Source organism: Rathayibacter sp. PhB186 (genome assembly GCF_003751825.1).
Classification (GTDB): domain Bacteria; phylum Actinomycetota; class Actinomycetes; order Actinomycetales; family Microbacteriaceae; genus Rathayibacter; species Rathayibacter festucae.
On sequence record NZ_RJKO01000005.1, the window covers coordinates 142,561 to 161,742 of the forward strand.

The following is a 19,182-nucleotide window of genomic DNA, read 5'->3' on the forward strand; positions in this document are numbered from 1 at the left end:
GGAGGATGAGCACCAGCGTCCGCCCCGCCGTCGACGCTCCTCCCGTCTCCCAGCGCCGGCTGACGATCGCCCTCCTCGCCGCCGGGGTCGCGACCTTCGCCGAGCTCTACGCCGTGCAGGGCGTGCTCCCGCAGTTCTCCCGCGAGTGGGGGATCTCCGCGTCGGACGCCGCCCTGACCGTGTCGGCGGCGACCGTCGGGCTCGCGCTCATGGTGCTGCCCTGGGCGTCGATCGCCGAGCGGATCGGGCGGCTGGAGTCGATGCGGATCGCGGTGCTCTCCTCCGTGGTGCTCGCCCTGCTCGCCTGCGTCGCACCGTCCTTCGAGGTGCTGCTCGTGCTGCGGTTCCTCAGCGGCGCGGCGCTCGGCGCGGTGCCGGCGCTCGCCGTGGCGGCGATCCACGACCGGGTCGGCGGGGCGGGTGCGACCGCCGCCGCCGCGGCCTACGTCTCCGGGACGACGCTGGGCGGAGCCGCCGGACGGCTCCTCGCCGGTCCGCTCGCGAGCGCGGTCGGCTGGCGGGGCGCGCTGTTCGCCGTCACGATCGTCTGCGCGCTCGCGGCCGTCGCGTTCGTCCTGCTCGCTCCCCGGGGCGGTGTCGTGCGGGCGCCGCGGAGCGAGGGCGGCTGGCGCGGGAAGATCGCGCAGGTGCTCCGCGACCCGGTCCTGCTCGCGGTCGCCGCGCAGACGTTCTTCGTCGTCGGCGTGTTCGTCGCGGTGTACAACTACCTGGCGTTCCGGCTCGAGGCCGCGCCGTTCGCGCTGCCGCCGGCGCTGGTCTCGCTGCTGTTCCTCACCTATCTCGCCGGGACCGCGACCTCCCGGCTCGCCGGCGTCTGGGCGCCGCGCCTGGGCCCGCGAGTGCTGATGCGGATCGGCGTCGCCGCGATGGTCGTCGGGCTGCTCGTGATGCTCTCCGAGCTGATCGTGGTCGTCGTCATCGGGCTCGTCCTCTTCTCCGCCGGCTTCTTCGCCGTGCACGCCACCGGCGCGGCCTGGACCGGCGCGCGAGCGGCCCCCGCCCTCCGCGGCCACGCCGGCGCCGTCTACACGATCGCCTTCTACGTGGGCTCGGGCGTCGGCGGCTGGCTGCTCGGCTTCGTCGTCGAGGCGGGCGGCTGGGGCGCGCTGACCGCGGTGATGATCGCCCTGCTGCTCGTCGGCGCCGGCTGCGTGAGCCTGCCGAGCCGCGCGAGCGTCGCCTCCGCGCGCTGAGCGCCGCGCTCGCCGTTCGTCGCGGGTCTGCGACAGGATGGGGGCTCGCGCACGGAGTGGGGGACTTCATGACCGACAGCACCCGGACGGATCCGCGGTTCCATCCCGCCTATCAGCGGGGGTATCAGGGGCAGGTCGGCTCGGGGCTCCCGGCGGATCGGGCGGTGTCCTCGGAGGAGCGGTTCCGACGCCCTCGCGGAGGCGACTCGGCCGGGGGACGGCGCCGGGCGGCGGCTCCCGAGGAGGTCGCGGCGGTCCGCGTGCGGCGCCCGAGTCCGGCGCGGCTGTCGAGCTCCTCGCTCCCGCCGATCGCCGCGCCACTGCCGAGTGGCGCCGCGGTCGTCGAGCCGGACGAGGCGCCGGCGCCGATCGATGACGGAACCACGGAGTCCGCGCCGGCCGTGCCGCGGCGGCCGTCCGCGCTGGATCGGCGCGTCCCGATCGCGCTCGCCGTGCTCGGCGGGCTCTTCCTGATGGCTGGGCTGGGCCTCGTCTGGTCCGCGTCCTCGATGGTCTACTACGAGACCGAGAGCGGGTTCGAGCAGTTCACCCGGGCGGTCATGAACTACTTCCCCGGCCCCGCGATCACCATCGGGCTGCTCTCGATCGGCGCCGCGATCACCGTGCGGGCGGCCCGCTCGTGACTGGCCGCCGTCCGTGGTGGCCACTGCTGCTCGGCTACACCGGCCTGCTCTGGGCGCTCGCCGTCGGGGTCTGCGGCTTGGTCGCTGTTCTGCCCGACGGCTTCAGCTACACGGACGTCGTTCCGCTGGAGGCGATCGTGCTCAACTCGCTCTGGACTGTCGCTCCGGCGCTCGCGACCGCCGCCCTCGCCATGACGGCCGCGACCCTCGCGATCGGACTCGTCCGCGCCGGTCGCGGGTCCGCGGACGTCGACGCTGACCCGGAGGAGGAGGACGTCGAGCTCGGCGAGGGCGTCCTCGTCGAGCTGCTGCCCGCGGGAGGCGGTCGCCGACCCTCCTGACGATGCGGTCCCCTCCACAGGCGGCCGTGCGACAGGATGGGACTCCGAGTGCACGAGGCGGGGGCGGTCATGGTCGACAGCAGCAGAACGGATCCGCGGTTCCACGCCGCCTATCAGCGCGGGTACCAGGGGCCGGCGCCGGAGGTGCGCCGCCGCGAGGAGGACGCGTACCGGCGTCCGCGGCGTGCGGGCGTGCGAGTGCCGCACGTGGATCCGAGCCCGCGAGTGGAGGCGGCCGAGCCGGAGTCGCCGCTCGCCGCCCTCTCCTCCGCACCGGAGCCCGCCGCTGTCGAGGCCGCCGAGGATCAGGACGTCGCGGAGACGCCGCAGCCCGAGGCGCCGAAGGCCGTGCGTCCTCTGGGCCGCCGGGTCCCGCTGACGCTCGCGATCGCCGGCGTCGTGCTCATCCCGCTCGGGTTGGCCGCGCTGTGGTGGTCGACGCTCGCCATCTACACGACGAGCACCGTCTACGAGCGGCTGGAGTACGAGCAGTACGTCCGGCTGCTGCTGCAGTTCAGCGCCACACCGCTGCTGACCGTGGGCTTCACCTCCCTCGCCGCCGCCGTCGTCGTGCAGGCCGTCCGGCGGTCGCGCGCATGACGCCGGGTCGCGCCTGGTGGATCGGGGCGGTCGTCCTCGACCTGGTCCTCTGGGCCGCGCTGCTCGCGATCCCGGCGATCATCCTCGTGCTGCCGAACCAGTGGCAGGGCGACTCGCTGACCGCGCCGATCGAGATCGTCTGGCGGTCGGCGCTGTCCCAGGCGGCAGGGCCGGTGATGACCGCCGCGCTCGGGCTGCTCGTGGTGCTCGCGGTCGCGGCGGCGCAGCATCGCCGGAGGCGGCCCGCAGCGCCCGACGGCCAGGACGCCCCCGACGGCTGGTCCGAGGCCGAGCTCGTCGACCGCTGACGGCGAATCCTGTTGATCGAGTAGCGCCCGGAGGGCGCGTATCGAGATCCGCCGTCTGCCGGAGCGTGGGTCTCGATACGCCGCTCCGCGGCTACTCGACCAGCATGCAGTGGCCGCTCCACCGGCATGCGCTGGGCGGTTGCTTCAGCGGCAAGGACGGAGCGCTCACTTCATGGTGATCGAGTAGCGCCCGGAGGGCGCGTATCGAGATCCAGCGTCTGCCGGAGCGTGGGTCTCGATACGCCGCTCCGCGGCTACTCGACCAGCATGCAGTGGTCGCTCCGCTCCTACTTCGCGAGGGCTCCGAAGCGGAAGAGGTAGGTCGCGTCGAGGGTGTCCTCGATGCCGGTGACGCCCGAGGCGGCGACGACGGTCTCGCGGCCCTGGAGCAGCGGGATGATCGGGGCGTCCGCGGCGGTCTGCGCCTGGATCTGCTCGATCGCGGTGGCGCGCGCGGCGGGGTCGGTCGCGGTCGCCTCGGTGTCGATCAGCGCGTCGACGGCCGGGTTCGAGTAGCCGTTGGCGACGGAGGCGCCGGTGGTCGAGTAGGCCGAGCGGAGGAAGTTGTCCGGGTCCGGGTAGTCCGGGAAGAAGCCGAGCTGGTAGGCCGGGTAGCCGGCGTCCGGCGAGAGCTGCTTCACGTAGCTGGTCCACTCGGTCGACTGCAGGTCGACGGTGAACAAGCCCGACGACTCCAGCTGCGACTTGATCAGCGCGTACTCCTGGTCGGAGTCGGGGCCGTAGTGGTCGGAGGTGTACTGCAGCGGCAGGGTCACCGGGGTCGAGACGCCGGCGGCGCTGAGGATCGCGGCGGCGGCGTCCGCGTCGGGGGTCGTGCCGTACGCGTCGGCGAAGGCCTGCGTCGCGCCGGTCTGCCCGTCGAGCACGACGGAGTAGGCGGGCGTGTAGGTGCCGCGGTAGACCTGCTCCGACAGCTCGTCGCGGTCGACCAGCGAGGCGACGGCCTGGCGGATCGCGAGCTTCTGCTCGGGCGTGCCGCCGGGCTGGGTGTTGACGTTGAAGGTGAGGAAGCGCACCGAGCCGCCGGGGCCGTCGACGACCTGCAGGTCCGCGTTGCCGCGCAGGTCCTCGACGTCGGTCGCGGTGAGCGAGCGGTAGGCCACGTCCACGGCGCCGTTCTCCACGTCGAGGCGCAGGTTCGTCGACGAGGTGTACGGCCGCAGCACGACGTCGGCGGTCTTCGGCGCGGGGCTCGAGGTCGACTCGTTCGCCGCGAGCTGCAGCAGTCCGCCGGCCTCGTAGTTCTGCACGGAGTAGGGCCCCGAGCCGATCACGTCGGCGTCGTCGAGCAGCGCGTCGGCGGGGAAGACCTCCTCGTCCACGATCGGCCCGGCCATGCTGGAGAGCACGTACGGCCAGGTCTGGTCGTTCGGCACCGCGAGGGTGAAGACGACGTCGTCGCCGTCCTGCGCGACCGACTCCATGTTCGCGAGCAGCGGCGACGGGCCGTTGTCCGCGGCGATGTCGACGACGCGCTGGAACGAGAAGACGACGTCCGACGCGGTCAGCTCGTCGCCGTTGGAGAAGGTCAGGCCGGGCGCGATCGAGCAGCGGTAGGTCGTCGCGTCGTCGAAGCCGCACTCCTCGGCGGCCTCGGGGACGGGCGTGGTCGAGCCGTCCGCGTAGCTCAGGAGGTGCTGGTAGATCTGGTTCTGCGGCGTGAAGCTGCCGCGGTCCCAGGCGCCGGCCGGGTCGAGCGAGACGATCGAGTCGGTCGTGCCGATGACGAGGCGCTCGCCCGAGGCGGAGTCGCTCGAGCTGCCGGGGGCGGTGCAGCCGGCGAGGGCGACGGCGGTGCCGAGGGCGGCGAGGGCGCCGAGGGCGCGGAGTGTCTGCATGCTGCTGCTTTCGTCCGTGGTGCGGGGGAGTGGTGGAGATCTAGAGGGTCGCGAGCCGGAAGCGGTCGAGCGCATCGGCGCCGTCGACCAGGTCGGCCAGCAGCTCGCCGAGCACGGGCCCGAACTTGAAGCCGTGGCCGGAGAATCCGGTCGCGAGGGTGACGCGGCCGACGCGGTCGAGCACGAAGTCCTCGGTCGGCGTGATGTCGTAGAGGCAGGAGATCGGATCGGCGCTCGCCGCGTCCACGCCCGGCAGCCAGTCGGCGACGTACTCGACGAGCCGGGCGAGCCGCTCGGGCTCGGCGCGGAAGTCGCGGTGGTCCGGATCGACGACGCGGCCGGTGCCGTGCTCGCCGACCTTCACGCCGACGCCCGGGGTCGCCAGGCCGTAGATCGTCGGCTCGTCGCCGCGGTGGTGCACGAAGCTCGGCCAGGCGTCGAGCGGCAGGTCCGTCGTGAAGTGCGCGGGCTGCTCCTGCGTGATCCGCAGCGGAGGGAGGGAGCGGCCGGCCGCGGCGACCAGCCCGCCGAGGAGTCCCGGCGTCCAGGAGCCGCCGGCGACGACGACCGCGTCGGCGAGCAGCGGACCCTCGTCGGTGACGACGCGGACGCCGCCCTCGCGCTCCTCGATCGCCCGGACGCCGGTGCTCGCCCGGACGACGGCCCCGTGCGACTCCGCGGAGCCGAGCAGCGCCTCGATCGCGGCAGCCGCGTCGAGCCGGCCGCCCTCCGGATGCAGCAGCACGTCGGTCTCGAAGCGCAGGCCGGGCCAGCGTGCGGCGGCCTCGGCGGCGTCGAGGCGCTCGCAGGGGATGCCGTCGCGGGCGAAGGCCTGCTCGATCGCGAGCAGGGCGGAGGCGTCGCCGTGGTCGATCGCTCCGGTCGCGGTGAAGAGGCTCCGGCCCGACTCCCGCTCGAGCCGCGCCCACTCGGCGGCCGCCCGTCCGGTCAGCGCTCGGTAGTCGTCCTCCGCGTAGCCGCGGCGGAAGATGCGGGTCTCGCCGTGCGAGGAGCCGCGGTCGTGGCCGCGCTCGAAGCGCTCGAACAGCAGGACGCGGTCGCCGCGCTCGGCGAGGGAGCGCGCGGCGGCGGCGCCGACGAGGCCCGCGCCGACGACGACGACGTCCCGGCCGGTCATCGGCCGCCCACCGCGTCGACCAGGCGCCGGGCCGGCATCGCCGCGCGCACGGCGGCCTCGTCGGGGAACTGCTGAGCGGCGAAGCGAGCCGGGGCGTAGCGCTCGGCGTCGCCGAGGGTCGTGGTGCCGTGGAGGACCAGCTCGGCGACGAGACGGCCGAGACCGGGTCCGTGAGTCACTCCGGACTCGTTGTCGCCCGCGGCGACGAACAGCCCGGGCAGCTCGGGGACAGGGCCGGCCAGGAAGCGGCGGTCGGCGGTGTAGGAGACGACGCCCTGGGTCCACTCGGTCTCGCGCAGCGCGTCGGCGGAGGCGGGGATCAGGCGGGCGATCAGCGGGGCGAGGTGCGCGTCCATCGCCTCGATCAGGTCGGTGCGCTGCGGGCGGCGGTCGGCGGCGGACTCGCCGAGCGGCTCGTAGCCGACGCCGTTGCCGTAGGTGAGGCCGCCGAGGTGCTCGCGGACCCAGAGGCCGCCGAGCTCGGGCAGCATCAGCGTCGGCAGGTGCGGGAGGCCGAAGGGCGCGGTGGTGAGGCGGCTCGCGACGACGCGGGCCAGCGGGAGGCGGCGGCCGAGCGGGGCGAGCAGCTCGTTCGTCCAGGAGCCTGCGGCGAGCACGACGCTGTCACCGGAGAAGGTGCGGCCGTCGGCGGTGCGGACGCCGCTCGCGCGGCCGTCGGTCGCGAGGACCTCGGTGACGGGCGCGTGCTCGACGATCTCGACCCCGGCCGCGCGCGCCGCGGCGATCAGGGCGAGCGCCGCGTCGGGGGCGCTGATCTGGATGCCGTCGGGCTGGAGGAAGCCGCCGGTGACCGCTCTAGCGTCGAGGCCGGGGACGAGCTCGGCGGCCTCCTGCGGCGAGAGCTCGCGGGAGCCCTCCGGGCGCAGCGGGTGCTCGACGAGCGGGCCGAGGTGGTCGCGGACGCCCTCCTCGGTGACGGCGAGCCAGGCGCTGCCGGTCTCGCGGAGGAGGATGTCGACGCCGCCGCGGTCGGGATCGACGGCGAGGGCGCGGTAGAAGTCGAGGCCGTACTGCTCGAGGTCGCGCTCCGACTCGTTCCAGTACCAGGCGTAGCCCGCGGCCCACAGGCCGACGAAGCCGGCGCCGGCCGCCGTGGTGCCGCGCGCTGCGTCCCCCGACTCGACCAGCGTGACCCGGGCGCCCCCGCGTGCGAGGTGCAGCGCGGTGGCGGCCCCGAAGAGACCGGCCCCGACGACGACGACATGCCTACTCATACTCGGTATCCAACCAGCGGGGCCCCTGCCGGTCGAATCGATATGACGCCCCGAGTCCTCCCTCCCCCACCCGCGAGATGCCACTTGTGCACGCTTCCTACGGCGTGTCGCGAGCACAAGTGGCATCTCGCGACGCGCGACGGGGCGCGCGCCAGGTCAGGGGGGCAGGGAGGAAACAGTTTCGGTAGGGTCGGGGCACCGTTGAGAGGAGGGCCTGTGGCCCGCACGCCGGACACGCGCGTCACGCTGGACGTCGTCGCGGCGCATGCGGGCGTCTCGAAGGCGACCGCGTCGAAGGTGCTCAACGGGCGGCCCGGCGCGTCCGCCGCGACGCGCGCACGGGTCGAGCAGTCCCTCCGCGAGCTCGGCTACAGCCCGAGCACCCGGGCGCCCCGGGTCGGCGGCGGCGTCACCGTCGTCTTCGACACCCTGCTCAGCGTCTACTCGCTGCGCGTCCTCGAGGGCGTCGTCGGCGGTGCGCAGAGCGAGCGCGTCGACGTCACGACCGGCGTCCTCGCGCCGAGCGGCTCCGCCGACGAGACGTTGCGCTTCGACGCAGCGTTCGTCCGCTCGGTCGCGGCGAAGGGGCACCTCGGGATCCTCGCTGTGACCACCGCCATCGACGCCGAGATCGTGGCCGCTGCCGCGGAGGCCTCGCTCCCGCTCGTCGCTGTCGACGCGCCGAACCCGCTCGACCCGTCCGTGGTCAGCGTCGGCTCGAACCACTGGGTGGGTGGGCAGCAGTCCACCGAGCACCTCGTCTCGCTCGGGCACCGGAGGATCGCCTTCGTCGGCGGTGACGCCGGCAACCCCGGCCTCCGTGCCCGCTACGGCGGCTACCGAGAGGCGCTGGCCGCGGCGGGCCTCCCGGAGGACCCGGCTCTCGTCTCCGAGCGGGGGATGGGATCCGCCGAGCATGTGGTGCCGGAGCTCCTGGCACTGGACGCTCCGCCGACCGCCGTCGTCGCCACGAACGACATCGACGGCCTGCAGACGATCCGCGCCGCGATCGCGGCCGGCCTGCGCGTCCCCGAGGACCTGAGCGTGATGGGCTACGACGACACCTTCGCCGCGCTGCCGACCGCCGTGCTGCTCTCGACCGTGCACACGCCCATGCACGACCTCGGCCGCCTCGGCCTCGAGACCCTCGTCCGGATGCACGACGGCATCCCGCCCCTCTCCCACCGCATCGAGCTGGCCACCAGCCTCGTCGTCCGCGAGTCGACGGCCCCGCCGCGCGCCTGACCGCCGCGCGCCTGACCGGCGCACCCGTTCAGCGCTTCGAGTCGTCCGGAACGTCGCCGATGTAGTCGGCGATGACCTCCGCCATGTTCTCGAGCGCCTCCCGATGGGACTCGATGTACTCCTGGTCGTACGCGGACTGCACCGCGAGCTCGATCCCGACGAGGTTCGTCTCGGCCTTGCAGTCCATGTCCGCGGTGGCGGTCGCGATCTGCTCGGCGCCGACGTTCGAGGCGCCGACGCCCCACCGCGGATCGAACTCCGCGCTCACGGGATCCGGGTAGTCGAAGCCCCGCTTCGTCATGCAGGCGCTCCAGGCCCCGACCACCGCCTCGACGCGGCTGTCTCCGGAGGGGACCGGCGGTCCGCCGTCGGGGAGGGCGGACGGGTACCGGGCCGAGAACGCCCCGCCCCCGTCGCCGAGGGGGAAGGACCCGTGCACGGACATCGAGCACTTCGCGAACTCATCGGGCGTGACTCCGGCCGGTACACCGCTCGGCAGGGCGCCCAGGTCGTCGCCCGCACGCGCGTACCCGTGCCGGCTCGCGTTCTCCGGGTCGAAGAACCCCCAGAGCTTCGAGTGCTCGTATTCGACCTGGATGTCGCCGAGGAAGGCGAGGACCGCCTCCTCGTCGAGGGGCCACTCGATCACCCGCTCGTCGTCACCGTCGCGCAGGCAGGCGATCTGCTTCGCGCGCTCGGCGCGCACGAGCCGGAGGATCAGCTGCGCATCGGGGATGTACTGATCGATAGGCCGCACGATCTGCGACGGATCCGTCGGGACGCGGATCGGTCCGAGTCGGGGCTCGGCGGTGATCGCCGGGCTGTCCTCGGGTGCTCGCGCTTCCGTCGTGCATCCACTGAGTCCGACGGTCGCGGCGAGTACCGCCACGAGCGCGAGCATCCGGGGCGGCCCAGGACGCCGCTCGCGGCCGACGATCGACTGGTGGCCGAAGCGCGGTGACGGCTCCTCCTCGTCCCGTCGCGCTGCCATCAGCCCGCAGCCTCCTCGCCGAGGTAGGCCGCCAGAAGGTCTGCCATACCGTCGAGCGCCTCCCGGTGGGCCTCGATGTACACCTGGTCGTACGCGGACTGCACGGCGAGCTCGATCCCTACGAGGTTCGTCTCGGCCTTGCAGTCCATGTCCGCGGTCGCGGTCGCGATCTGCTCGGGGCCGACGGAGGCGAGCCCGGACTGCCATCTCGGATCGATCAGAGCTGAGATGGGATCCGGAGACGCGAAGCCCCGCGATGCCATGCACGCACTCCACGCAGCGACGACTGCCTCGACCCGACTGTCGGCCGTGGGGACGGGCGGTCCGCCGTCGGGCAGCGAGGAGATGTAGGCAGCGGAGTAAGCACCCCCTCCATTGCCGAGAGGGAAGGCCCCGTGCGCCGAGAGTGAGCACTCGGTGAACTCGTCGAAGGTGACGCCCGCCGGTATGCCACTCGGGAGGGCCCCCGGAACGTCGGCGGGTCGCGAGTATCCCCGGACCGCCGCGCTCCCGGGATCGAAGAACCCCCAGAGCTCTGAGCGCACCACCTCGTCCCGGCGGGCGCCCTCGATGAAGGGGACCGCGCCTTCTTCATCGAGCGGCCAATCGATGGTCCGCTCGTCGGAACCACGCAGACACTCGGACTGCTTCGCGCGTTCAGCGCGGACCAGTTGCAGCACGAGCTGCGTGCTCGGCACGTACTGGTCGATCGGCCGGACGATCTGCGAAGGCTCGGTCGGGGAGCTGATGGGGCCGAGCGGAGGCTCGACAGCGGACGGTTCGTCGTCGTGAGGCCTCGGCGACTCCGTGGAGCAGCCGGTGAGCAGGACGGCCAGACCGAGCGCCATGGAGGCTGCGAGCAGCGATCGTCGTCGCGCAAGAGCGCAGGCCGTCTCAAGAGCTGAGATCGTCGTCATCGGTCGAGTTCCGTCGGTGGTCTCAGGATCTACCGGATGTGCTCGACACTCACGGTCAGCTGTCTCGCGTAGCTGAAACCCCAATTGCGAGTGAAGGGGACGTCTCCGTAGGCATCCGTGGTGAAGAAGCCCGCGTTGTGCCCCGCTCCCACTGTCTGCTGCGAGGTGAGCCGATCCGCGGCGGTGCCGCTGTTCGCGTAGCAGTGGTTCCCGGTGTGGAACTTGAGGAAGTCGGTGCGGGTGCCGCAGTCGGGGCGGGTGATCGCGTGGGCGGGGACGGACGCGGTGATCGCGAGGGCGGCTCCGATGCCGACAGCGGCGATGGCCTTGGTCAGTGACTGCTTCTTCATGATGAATGATCCGTTCTCATCGTCTTCGGGTTCGAGTGGAGATGCGCAGGGGAAGGCGACGATGAAATGCGGATCGACGCGCGAGAAGCCGACCGAAGGTCGGAATTCTTTCTCCATGAGCGGGTGATGCGGGAAACGGTAGGGCGGCCGTGGTGGCCACGGCCAGAGGCGGCGCGTTATCGCGGGTCCGCTGCTTCGATCGGGCACTCGGTTCCCCGAGAACACGCGGGATGAGGGGCGGGCGGCAGGCGACGATCCGCGCCGACCGTTCCGTCCCGTGGGCGGCGTCGGTAATCTCGCAGAGGTCCGCAGGATCGTCGAGACGGACGACATCTGCGCGATATCGGACGATTCTCCAGGTGGCCTTCTCCCGGAGAATCTCTGCGCCTTCTTTCGATGGATCACTGTGCCTTCTTCCTATGGATCAGTGTGCCTCTGGAGAAGGCGAGGAGAGAGTCGTGGTCGAGAGGAATCAGCACGATCGATGAGCAAGAGGGGGAGTGCACCGTGACGGATTCGCGCGCCCCCCGACGGTCCCCGGTGGAGCGGCGGCAGCGGCTGTTGCTCTGGGCGGCGATCGCGGCGGCGGTCCTCTCGACCGCCGGGCTACTGCTCTCACTCACGATCCGCTCGCCCGCGCAGCAGGCGGCCGACCAGGCCGCACCTCCGCCGACGACGCTCACGGAGGCGGTGGCGCGCCGCGTCCTCATCGGGACGGTCACGGTGCGCGGGACCGTCGCGGCGGCGAGCACGATCAGGGTGCTGCCGGCGGTCTTCACCGCGGGCGGAGCGGCGATCGTCACGGCGCTGCCCAAGGCGGTCGGCGCAGCTGTCCAGGCGGGGGACGTCCTCGCGCAGGTCTCGGGTCGCCCGGTCCTCGCGCTGCCGGGGGCGACCCCCGCCTACCGCGACCTGAAGCCCGGGGCGGAGGGAGCAGACGTCGAGCAGCTGCAGAACGCGCTGGTCGCGCTGGGGCACCTCGCGGCCGACGACGTCGACGGGCACTTCGGCGGCGCGACGAAGGACGCGGTCGCCGCCCTCTACTCCGATCGCGGCTTCGACGCGCTGACGACCGCCGACGCGAACGAGGGCGAGGCGGCCGAGCTGAGCGGCGCGCAGCAGGCCGTCGTCGCCGCCCAGCAGCAGCGCGCCAGCGCCGCGCTCGAGTTCGCTCAGGCCGTCGACGACGTCGCGCAGGCCCAGGCGCGGCTCGCGGTCGAGTTCGCGACCCGCGCCGAGGCCGACGCCGAGGACGCCCTCGCGGCGCTCCGAGCGCGCACGGGGGTCGAGATGCCGCTCGCGGAGACCGTCTTCGTCCCCTCCTTCCCCGTCACCGTGGGCAGCCTCGATCTCCCCGTCGGAGCGCCGCTGTCGGGCGCGACCGGAGCGCTGCTCACCCTCGACGTCGGCGATCCGATCGTCTCCGCGGTCGTGCCGGCCGGCCGCGAGCAGCAGCTCGCCGCCGGCCAGAAGGTGACCGTCGTGGACGACGTCGATCGCCGGGAGGCCGAGGGGACCGTCACCGCGCTCGGCGACTACAGCGGGGGAGGCACCGCCGAGGGCGCAGCGGAGGGCACGGAGTCCGCACCCGGCTTCCCGCTCACGGTCACCCCGGCGCCGGCTCTTCCCGCCGACTGGCGCGGACGGAACGTCCGCGTGACGGTCACCGTCGGCGAGACTCCGGCGCCCGTCCTCGTCGTGCCGGTCGTGGCCGTGCAGTCGGCGGACGACGGCACGACCTTCGTCACCGTGCTGCAGTCGGAGGGCGGGCAGCGCGTGGCCGTCCCGGTGTCGACGGGGCTCATCGCCGAGGGCGAGGTCGAGGTCACGCCGGCCGAGGGCGCCGTGCTCGAGGAGGGCGCCCGTGTCGTCGTCGGCTGAGTCCGGGGCTGAGGCAGACGCCGGCACTCCCGTGATCGCGCTCGTCGACGTCCGCCGCAGCTTCCCCGGCCCGCCCGAGACGACCGTGCTCCTCGGAATCGACCTCACCGTCGCGCGCGGCGACTACCTGGCGCTCGTCGGGCCGTCCGGCTCGGGCAAGACGACCCTCCTGCACCTCCTCGGCCTCCTCGACACCCCGAGCGGTGGCGAGTACCGCTTCGACGGCATCGAGGTGACCGGCCTGACCGAGGTGCAGCGCACCTCCCTGCGCGGGCTCCGCATCGGCTTCGTCTTCCAGGACTTCCACCTGCTCAGCCATCGCACCGCGACCGAGAACGTGGCGCTCGGTCTCCTCTACGCCCGGGTCCACGCGGCGGAGCGCACGGCGCGAGCTCGGGAGGCGCTGGAGCGCGTCGGCCTGGGCCACCGCCTCGATGCGCTGCCCCGGACGCTGTCCGGTGGCGAGCGGCAGCGGGTGGCGATCGCGCGCGCGCTCGTGATCCGGCCGAGCCTGCTGCTCTGCGACGAGCCGACCGGCAACCTCGACTCGGGCTCCGCGGAGCGCGTGCTCGACCTCTTCGACGAGCTGCACGCCGACGGGGTCTCGGTCGTCGTCGTCACCCACGACCCGACGACCGCCGCCCGCGCCGGCCGAACGGTGCGGATGCGCGACGGACGCCTGCGCTGATGGCGCCGCCGATCCCGACCAGTGGTCTGCGAGCGGCCGACCTCCTGCGGGAGGCGCTGGCCGGTCTGGTCCAGCGCCCGACCCGGACGGTGCTCACCCTGCTCGGGCCGCTGCTCGGCGTCGGCGCGTTCGTCGTCGTCCTCGGGCTCACGGCGACGGCGTCCGGGCAGATCTCCGAGGAGTTCTCGCTGCTGGAGGCGACGCAGGTGACCGTCACCGACGCGGGCGGGAGCGACGCCTCCGACACCGTGGACGGCTTCCCGTCCGACGCGGAGAGCAGGGCGGACGGGCTGACCGGAGTCGTCGCCTCCGGAGTGAGCTGGACGCTGCCGAGCGGGTCCACCCCTGTCTCCGCTCGTCCGGACGGGCTCGGCTCCTCCGTTCCGATGACCGTCGCCGCGGCTACGCCGGGCTGGTTCACGGCCGCCGATGCGTCGTTCCGCTCGGGCCGCGCGATCGAGGCGTGGGAGGAGGAGCGGGGCGTCCCGGTCGCCGTGGTCGGCGCGGGAGCAGCGAGGCAGCTGGGCCTGCCGCCAGTGGCCGGCGAGGCGAGCGTCTTCCTCGGCGGGGTCGGCTACACGGTGGTCGGGATCCTCGGCGAGGCCGGGCGCGACCCGCTCGCGGCCTCGACGATCTACCTGCCCGCCTCGGTCGCCCGGCAGGTCTACGGGCCGCCGAGCACGAGCGCGCCCGCCGTGCTGCTCGTCGAGACGGAGGTCGGCGCCGCCGGTGTCGTCGCGCAGCAGCTCCCGCTCGCGCTGCGGCCGGATGCTCCCGCGACGATGAAGACCTCCGCGCCACCGGACCGGTTCGCGCTGGCGGAGAGCGTCACCGCCTCGCTCGCCGACCTCTTCCTGGCGCTCGCCGCGGTGATCCTCCTGATCGGGGCGGTCGGCATCGCGAACACGACGCTGGTGGCGGTGCTCGAGCGGACTCCCGAGATCGGCCTGCGCCGCGCGATCGGCGCCCGGCCGCGCCACGTCTTCCTGCAGATCCTGCTCGAGACCGGGATCACCGGGACCCTCGGCGGTCTGCTCGGCACGACCGCGGGGATCGCGGTCGTCGTCGCGAACGCCGCCGTGCAGCAGTGGACCGCGATCCTCGATCCGCTGGTCACGGCGAGTGCGCCGCTGCTCGGCACGCTCGTCGGGGTGCTCGCGGGGCTCTCGCCGGCGATCCGGGCCGCGCGGATCGAGCCGATCGAGGCGCTGCGGCGGTGAGCGTCAGCGCGGCGGCGGTCAGGCCGTCGCGCCCCGCGAGGCGCGCCGCACGCCGAGCAGCACGACCAGGCGGAGGAAGCCGACGAGGCCCGTGCCCAGCAGCGCGGCGAGGAGCAGCAGCACGGCGACTCCCGCGACCCAGGTGGTGTCGCCGCTGACGTCCTCGACCAGGAACTCGAGGCAGAACAGCGCGAGGCCGGCATAGGCGAGGACGAGCACGATGATCGTGCCGGGGCGGCGCAGGCGCTGCCGCGGGGTGCGCCAGAGGGCCGGCGGCTCGAGCCAGCGGCGGAGCAGACGGACGACGAGGGTGCCGACGAGGCCGACGAGGCCCGCGCCGATCAGGACGACGCCGGAGGTGCCGAGGGGCGTCGAGTTCAGTCCGGCCAGCGACAGAGCGATCCCGACACCGATGAAGACGGCGCCGAGCCCTCCTGCCGCCATCGCCGACCACATGCCGAAGCCGCCGCGGAGCACGCTCTCGCGCTCGGGGCGCGGCTCGAGGGGGGCGTCGACGAGGCGCTGCGGAGCGGGCGGGGCGGAGGAGGCGGGAGCGGGAGTGGGGGAGGCGGCCGCGGGCTCGCCCCACGCGGGTGCCGCTCCCGTCGTCTCGACCACGTTCTCGCGGACCGGGATGTAGCGCAGCGGCGCGTCGATGCGGACCTCCGGGCGACCGCGGACGACGGCCGTCGCGCTCACGGGGACGCCGCGGGAGAGGAGGACGGGCGCGAGCAGCAGGGAGCCGGACGGGTCGATCGACCACTCGGGGGTCTGCGGCGGGGCGCCGTACCACTCGGCGGAGGAGGAGCCGGCGAGGACGAAGGAGATCGGGCGGTCCGCGACGAAGGTCGTCGGCGGGAGGTCGGTGCGGCCGAGGTTGCGGACCGTCGCGGTGACCCGCCACCAGTCGTCGCCCGCGTGCGACAGGCGCACGTCGATGTCGACCAGCGAGGCCGGCTTCGCGCGGCGCCGGCCGATGACGACGGCGACCACGGCGGCGGCCGCGACGATGAGGCCGCCGAGCAGGCCGACGACTCCGAGAACGATCTCCATGGGGCCAGTCAACCATCCGGGCGGGGGCGGGCGGCCGGCGGTGCGGGCGGGGTGGATCTCGATACGCGCGCTCCGCGCGCTACTCGATCAGCATGCTCGGCACCCGGGCGCCCCATCGCGGGGTTTGGCGGCTCGTGGCGGGGTCCGCATACTGGAGGACCGCCCCCAACAGGGAGCGTTCAGCTGCGACAGCGGAGGGTGGAGCGGTGTCGACCGTGCGTGACCGGGCCCCCGCGGCCCGACGAACCGCCAGCATCCTGCCTCTTGCAGTGGGTGCCGCGGGGCTTGCGGTGAGCCTGGTGCTGGCCGTCGTGGCCGCCTCCGTCGCCTCGGCGCCCGTCCGCGTGCTCGGGCTGCCGCTCCCGCTGGTGCGCGGGAGCGCCGTCTGGCTGAGCGTCGCCGGCTACGTGCTGACGCCGCTGCTCGTCTTCCTCGCGACCGGCTGGGACCTCTCCTCCCAGCGCGCGCACTCCCTCCGCGACGCCCGCCGCTTCGTGCCCGACGCCCGCTTCACCCGCGCCCTCTACTGGCTGTCGGCCGCCGCGCTCGTGCTCGGCGCCTGGCACGTCCTCAACATCAGCGTCCCGATCTCCGAGTGGCTGGGCACGTGATCCGCCGCGCCCTCGCGATCGCGGTCACCGCGCTCCTGCTCGTCCTCGGACTCGGGGCGGCGGCGCAGCCGGCGAGCGCGGCGACCACGGGCACCGCCGCCAGCACCGCCTCGCTCACCGACATCGGCCGCGGCGCGATCGAGGACCTGCGCACCTGCCTCTCCTCCTCGGACGTCCTCAACGTCTACTACCTCGTCGACAGCTCCGGCTCCCTCAACACCGGCGGCGACGACGGCCGCGGGTCCGACCCGGACGTCGCGCGGGCCGGCATCCTCGCGGGCAGCCTGCAGGAGCTCGGCGGCCTCCGCGACTCGCTCACCGTCAACTGGGGCGCCGCCTTCTTCAGCCGGGCCTTCGAGCCGGCCGTCGACTGGCGGCCCTGGGCGCAGGACAGCCCCGAGGCCCTCGCCGGCGTCATCCGCGACAAGACCCCCGGCGGCGGCACCAACTGGCTCGCCGGACTGCAGGGCGTGCAGTCCGCGCTGCAGAGCCAGCCGAACGCCGGCTCCGCCTGCCAGCTCGTGATCTGGCTGACCGACGGCGAGATCGATCTCGGCTCCACGCAGGCCACCGCCGACGCGACCAACGCGCTCTGCGGCGTCCGGATCGACCCCGACGGCGACGAGCCCGAGGGCAACGGCCTGCTCGCGGCGCTCCGTCAGGCCGGCGTCGTCGTGCTCGGCACGCTCCTGGCCGACGGGGAGCAGCGCGAGGAGGCCCGCGTGATGTGGCCGCTGGTCGAGGGCAGCGGCGCCTACGGCGGCGGCACCGCGACCTGCGGGCCGGCCGTCGCGCCCGAGGGCTCCGTCCGCGGCGCCGTCGTCGACGCGTCGGACCCCGACGCGCTCGCCTCCGTCTTCCTCCAGCTCGGCGCGCGCATCGCCGGCGGCGCGTCCGAGGCGCTCGACGCGAACGGCTCCTTCTGGATCGACCCGGGCGTCGCGCGGATCCAGGCCGTCGTGAAGGACGGCTGGACACTGCAGGCGCCCGCCTCCTCCGGCCTCGGCACCCTCTCCGCCTCCGCGACCGCCCCCGAGGTCACCGTCACGCAGTCGTCCGGAGTCTCGCGCTTGGAGATCAGCGTCGACCGGCCCGAGCTGCAGGGGCAGTGGACGCTGACCTCGCCCGGCACCACCGAGGTCTTCGCGTTCAGCGACCTGCGGATCGTCTTCGACGACGCCAACCAGGTCCAGCGCGGCGAGGACGGCACGCTCTCCGCGACCCTCACCGCCCGCGTCCAGGACCCGGACGGCCAGCCGGTCGACCTCTCCGTCTTCGGGCAGGCGGACTTCGCCGCGACCAGCACCGCCGACGGCGCGACCGCCGACCTGCCGGGCGCCGCGATCGACGCGGCCTCCGGCGTCATCACCATCCCCCTGCCCTCCGACGTCACCGCCTCCGAGCTGCTCGTCACCGCCTCGCTCGACCCGCTGACCACCGCGGAGCACGCGATCGAGCTCGCCCCGGTCACCACGCAGCAGCGGATCACGACCGTGCTGCCCGCCGCCTTCCCGAGCGTCGCCTCGCCGCTCGTGCTCAGCGAGCTGACCGGCGCCGACGGCCGCGCGGAGGGCACTCTCGCGATCCAGGGGCCGACCGCGGGAGGCGACGGCCAGGTCTGCCTCTCCGCCGCGCCGACCGTCACCAGCGACAACGCCGACCGCGCCGACGCCTGGCAGTGGAGCTTCACCGACGAGTCGGGCACCGCCCTCGCGCCGGGCGCCTGCCTCGACGTCGCGCAGGGCGGCGCGCGCACCGTGACCGTCTCTGCCGAGAACCCGGTCGCCGCCGACTCCTCGGTCGCCGCGACCCTCCCGCTCGACCTCCGCACCGCGGGCGGCAGCAGCGCCCCGCAGACCGTCGCTCTGTCCTTCCCGTCGACCTTCCCGGTGAACGCCGCGGCGATCGGCCTGGTCGCGCTCGTCCTCCTGCTGCTCGGCGTGCTCCTGCCGCTGCTCGGCCTGTACCTCTTCAACCGGGCGAAGGCGAAGATCGCGATGAACGGCTCGTTCCAGCGCGGCACGATCCCCGTCGAGATCACGCCGGAGGGCGTCCGCTCCGCGCTGACCCACGGCCGCCTCGACGAGCGCTTCCGCTACCTCCGCAGCGAGACCGGCGTGCGCGAGCTGCCCGACCCCGAGCTCGGCCGGCTCCGCGCGCACGTGCCGTGGTGGCCGCTGAAGGCGCCCAGCTACCGCGTCGGCCCGCCCGCCGGCGGCGAGATCGTCGCCTCCCGCACCGGCACCCGCGGCACCTCCGCCGGGCGACCGCTCGGCAACGGCGGCGTCGAGTTCTCCGCCCTCCCGCTCGACGTCTTCTGGGCCATCGTGGTCTCGGAGCAGGAGCTCGAGCGTCCCCGCGGCGACGAGCCCGTGCGCGCCACGGCCGTGCTCTACCACCGGATCGACCGCGACGACGAGGGCCAGTACGAGCGACGCCTCGAGGACCTGCTGCGCGACTCCGGCGAGCCCGCCTGGAAGACGGTCGACGTGCTCCGCCGCGAGCGGGCGGCGAAGCGCCCCGAGCGCCGGGAGCCGCAGCAGCCCGTGCCCGCCGCCCAGCCCGCGGCCGCCGAGGCCCGCTCCTCCGTCCCGCCGCGGAGCGCCCAGAGCGGCACCCCGACCGCGACCCCGCCACGCCCCTCCTCGCCCCCGCGCCCCGGCGGCCCGCCGCCCCGGACGCAGGGAGCCCCCGGACGCCCTGGCGGACCGCCGCCCCCGCGGCCCGGCGGCTCCACCCCGCCCCCGCCGCCGCCCGGCCGGGCCGGCCCCCGCACCCCTCCGCCCCGCAGTCGCTGACGGCGCTCCGCCTCCCGGCACCGCCCGCACGACGACACACGACACACCGCGCTACCGCAGGAACACCGCGCGACCAGACGAAAGCAGGA

18 protein-coding genes are annotated in these 19,182 nt (G+C 74.1%); 11 read left to right on the forward strand and 7 right to left on the reverse strand.

Features of this window, described 5'->3' with window-relative positions; genetic code table 11:
• Window positions 1–5: 5 nt before the first annotated feature.
• The 5 genes from EDF45_RS13965 (at window position 6) to EDF45_RS13990 (ending at window position 3,107) form a co-directional block, all read left to right on the forward strand.
• Entirely contained in the window at window positions 6–1,214 is a 1,209-nt protein-coding gene (locus EDF45_RS13965; protein WP_123736669.1) for an MFS transporter, read from the forward strand.
• A 68-nt stretch (window positions 1,215–1,282) separates the two neighbouring features.
• A complete protein-coding gene (locus tag EDF45_RS13970; RefSeq protein ID WP_148060291.1) occupies window positions 1,283–1,858 on the forward strand; it encodes a hypothetical protein in 576 nt (191 codons plus the stop codon).
• Entirely contained in the window at window positions 1,855–2,199 is a 345-nt protein-coding gene (locus EDF45_RS13975) for a hypothetical protein (protein ID WP_123736671.1), read from the forward strand. The genes EDF45_RS13970 and EDF45_RS13975 overlap by 4 nt, the downstream gene beginning before the upstream one ends.
• 69 nt (window positions 2,200–2,268) lie before the next feature.
• Window positions 2,269–2,799 carry a hypothetical protein gene (locus EDF45_RS21310; RefSeq protein WP_185020191.1) on the forward strand — a complete coding sequence of 177 codons (531 nt, stop codon included), beginning with the start codon at window positions 2,269–2,271 and terminating at the stop codon, window positions 2,797–2,799.
• Window positions 2,796–3,107, forward strand: coding sequence for a hypothetical protein (locus EDF45_RS13990; RefSeq protein ID WP_123736674.1), 312 nt, complete (start codon window positions 2,796–2,798; stop codon window positions 3,105–3,107). Before EDF45_RS21310 ends, EDF45_RS13990 begins: the two co-directional genes overlap by 4 nt.
• A 287-nt stretch (window positions 3,108–3,394) precedes the next feature.
• Here the strand turns inward: EDF45_RS13990 and EDF45_RS13995 are convergent, their stop codons facing one another.
• The 3 genes from EDF45_RS13995 to EDF45_RS14005 are packed head-to-tail and all read right to left on the reverse strand — an operon-like array spanning window position 3,395 to window position 7,339.
• Window positions 3,395–4,966, reverse strand: a complete 1,572-nt coding sequence (locus tag EDF45_RS13995) for an ABC transporter substrate-binding protein (protein ID WP_123736675.1) — start codon at window positions 4,964–4,966, stop codon at window positions 3,395–3,397.
• 40 nt (window positions 4,967–5,006) lie between these two features.
• Window positions 5,007–6,104, reverse strand: coding sequence for an FAD-dependent oxidoreductase (locus tag EDF45_RS14000; RefSeq protein WP_123736676.1), 1,098 nt, complete (start codon window positions 6,102–6,104; stop codon window positions 5,007–5,009).
• The gene (locus EDF45_RS14005) at window positions 6,101–7,339 is read right to left on the reverse strand and encodes an FAD-binding oxidoreductase (RefSeq protein ID WP_185020192.1); all 1,239 of its coding nucleotides are present in this window, start codon (window positions 7,337–7,339) and stop codon (window positions 6,101–6,103) included. The genes EDF45_RS14000 and EDF45_RS14005 overlap by 4 nt, the downstream gene beginning before the upstream one ends.
• A gap of 216 nt (window positions 7,340–7,555) precedes the next feature.
• Here EDF45_RS14005 and EDF45_RS14010 point away from each other — a divergent pair, with 216 nt between their 5' ends.
• Entirely contained in the window at window positions 7,556–8,584 is a 1,029-nt protein-coding gene (locus EDF45_RS14010; protein WP_185020193.1) for a LacI family DNA-binding transcriptional regulator, read from the forward strand.
• Window positions 8,585–8,612: 28 nt separating this feature from the next.
• Here the strand turns inward: EDF45_RS14010 and EDF45_RS14015 are convergent, their stop codons facing one another.
• From EDF45_RS14015 to EDF45_RS14025, 3 genes are read right to left on the reverse strand one after another with little or no spacing between them, the layout of a single operon-like run.
• Complete coding sequence (locus EDF45_RS14015; protein ID WP_123736678.1) at window positions 8,613–9,575, reverse strand: hypothetical protein; 963 nt, start codon at window positions 9,573–9,575, stop codon at window positions 8,613–8,615.
• The gene (locus EDF45_RS14020) at window positions 9,575–10,492 is read right to left on the reverse strand and encodes a hypothetical protein (RefSeq protein ID WP_148060293.1); all 918 of its coding nucleotides are present in this window, start codon (window positions 10,490–10,492) and stop codon (window positions 9,575–9,577) included. The genes EDF45_RS14015 and EDF45_RS14020 overlap by 1 nt, the downstream gene beginning before the upstream one ends.
• Before the next feature lie 29 nt (window positions 10,493–10,521).
• Window positions 10,522–10,842, reverse strand: a complete 321-nt coding sequence (locus EDF45_RS14025; RefSeq protein ID WP_123736680.1) for a hypothetical protein — start codon at window positions 10,840–10,842, stop codon at window positions 10,522–10,524.
• Between the two features lie 540 nt (window positions 10,843–11,382).
• Here EDF45_RS14025 and EDF45_RS14030 point away from each other — a divergent pair.
• Genes EDF45_RS14030 through EDF45_RS14040 form a run of 3 tightly spaced genes read left to right on the forward strand, consistent with a single transcriptional unit; the run spans window position 11,383 to window position 14,631 of the window.
• Entirely contained in the window at window positions 11,383–12,723 is a 1,341-nt protein-coding gene (locus EDF45_RS14030) for a peptidoglycan-binding domain-containing protein (protein ID WP_185020194.1), read from the forward strand.
• Window positions 12,707–13,411: an ABC transporter ATP-binding protein gene (locus EDF45_RS14035; RefSeq protein WP_123736682.1), complete on the forward strand. Its 705-nt coding sequence runs from the start codon at window positions 12,707–12,709 to the stop codon at window positions 13,409–13,411. The genes EDF45_RS14030 and EDF45_RS14035 overlap by 17 nt, the downstream gene beginning before the upstream one ends.
• Window positions 13,411–14,631 (forward strand): ABC transporter permease, encoded by a 1,221-nt coding sequence (locus tag EDF45_RS14040; protein ID WP_221181131.1) that lies wholly within the window; start codon window positions 13,411–13,413, stop codon window positions 14,629–14,631. Before EDF45_RS14035 ends, EDF45_RS14040 begins: the two co-directional genes overlap by 1 nt.
• Before the next feature lie 18 nt (window positions 14,632–14,649).
• Here EDF45_RS14040 and EDF45_RS14045 read toward each other — a convergent pair whose 3' ends face one another.
• Window positions 14,650–15,684 (reverse strand): hypothetical protein, encoded by a 1,035-nt coding sequence (locus EDF45_RS14045; protein WP_123736683.1) that lies wholly within the window; start codon window positions 15,682–15,684, stop codon window positions 14,650–14,652.
• A gap of 206 nt (window positions 15,685–15,890) precedes the next feature.
• Between EDF45_RS14045 and EDF45_RS14050 the strand changes: the two genes are divergently transcribed.
• Entirely contained in the window at window positions 15,891–16,295 is a 405-nt protein-coding gene (locus tag EDF45_RS14050) for a hypothetical protein (protein ID WP_148060294.1), read from the forward strand.
• Window positions 16,292–19,093, forward strand: a complete 2,802-nt coding sequence (locus tag EDF45_RS14055) for a hypothetical protein (protein WP_123736685.1) — start codon at window positions 16,292–16,294, stop codon at window positions 19,091–19,093. The genes EDF45_RS14050 and EDF45_RS14055 overlap by 4 nt, the downstream gene beginning before the upstream one ends.
• Window positions 19,094–19,182 lie beyond the last annotated feature (89 nt).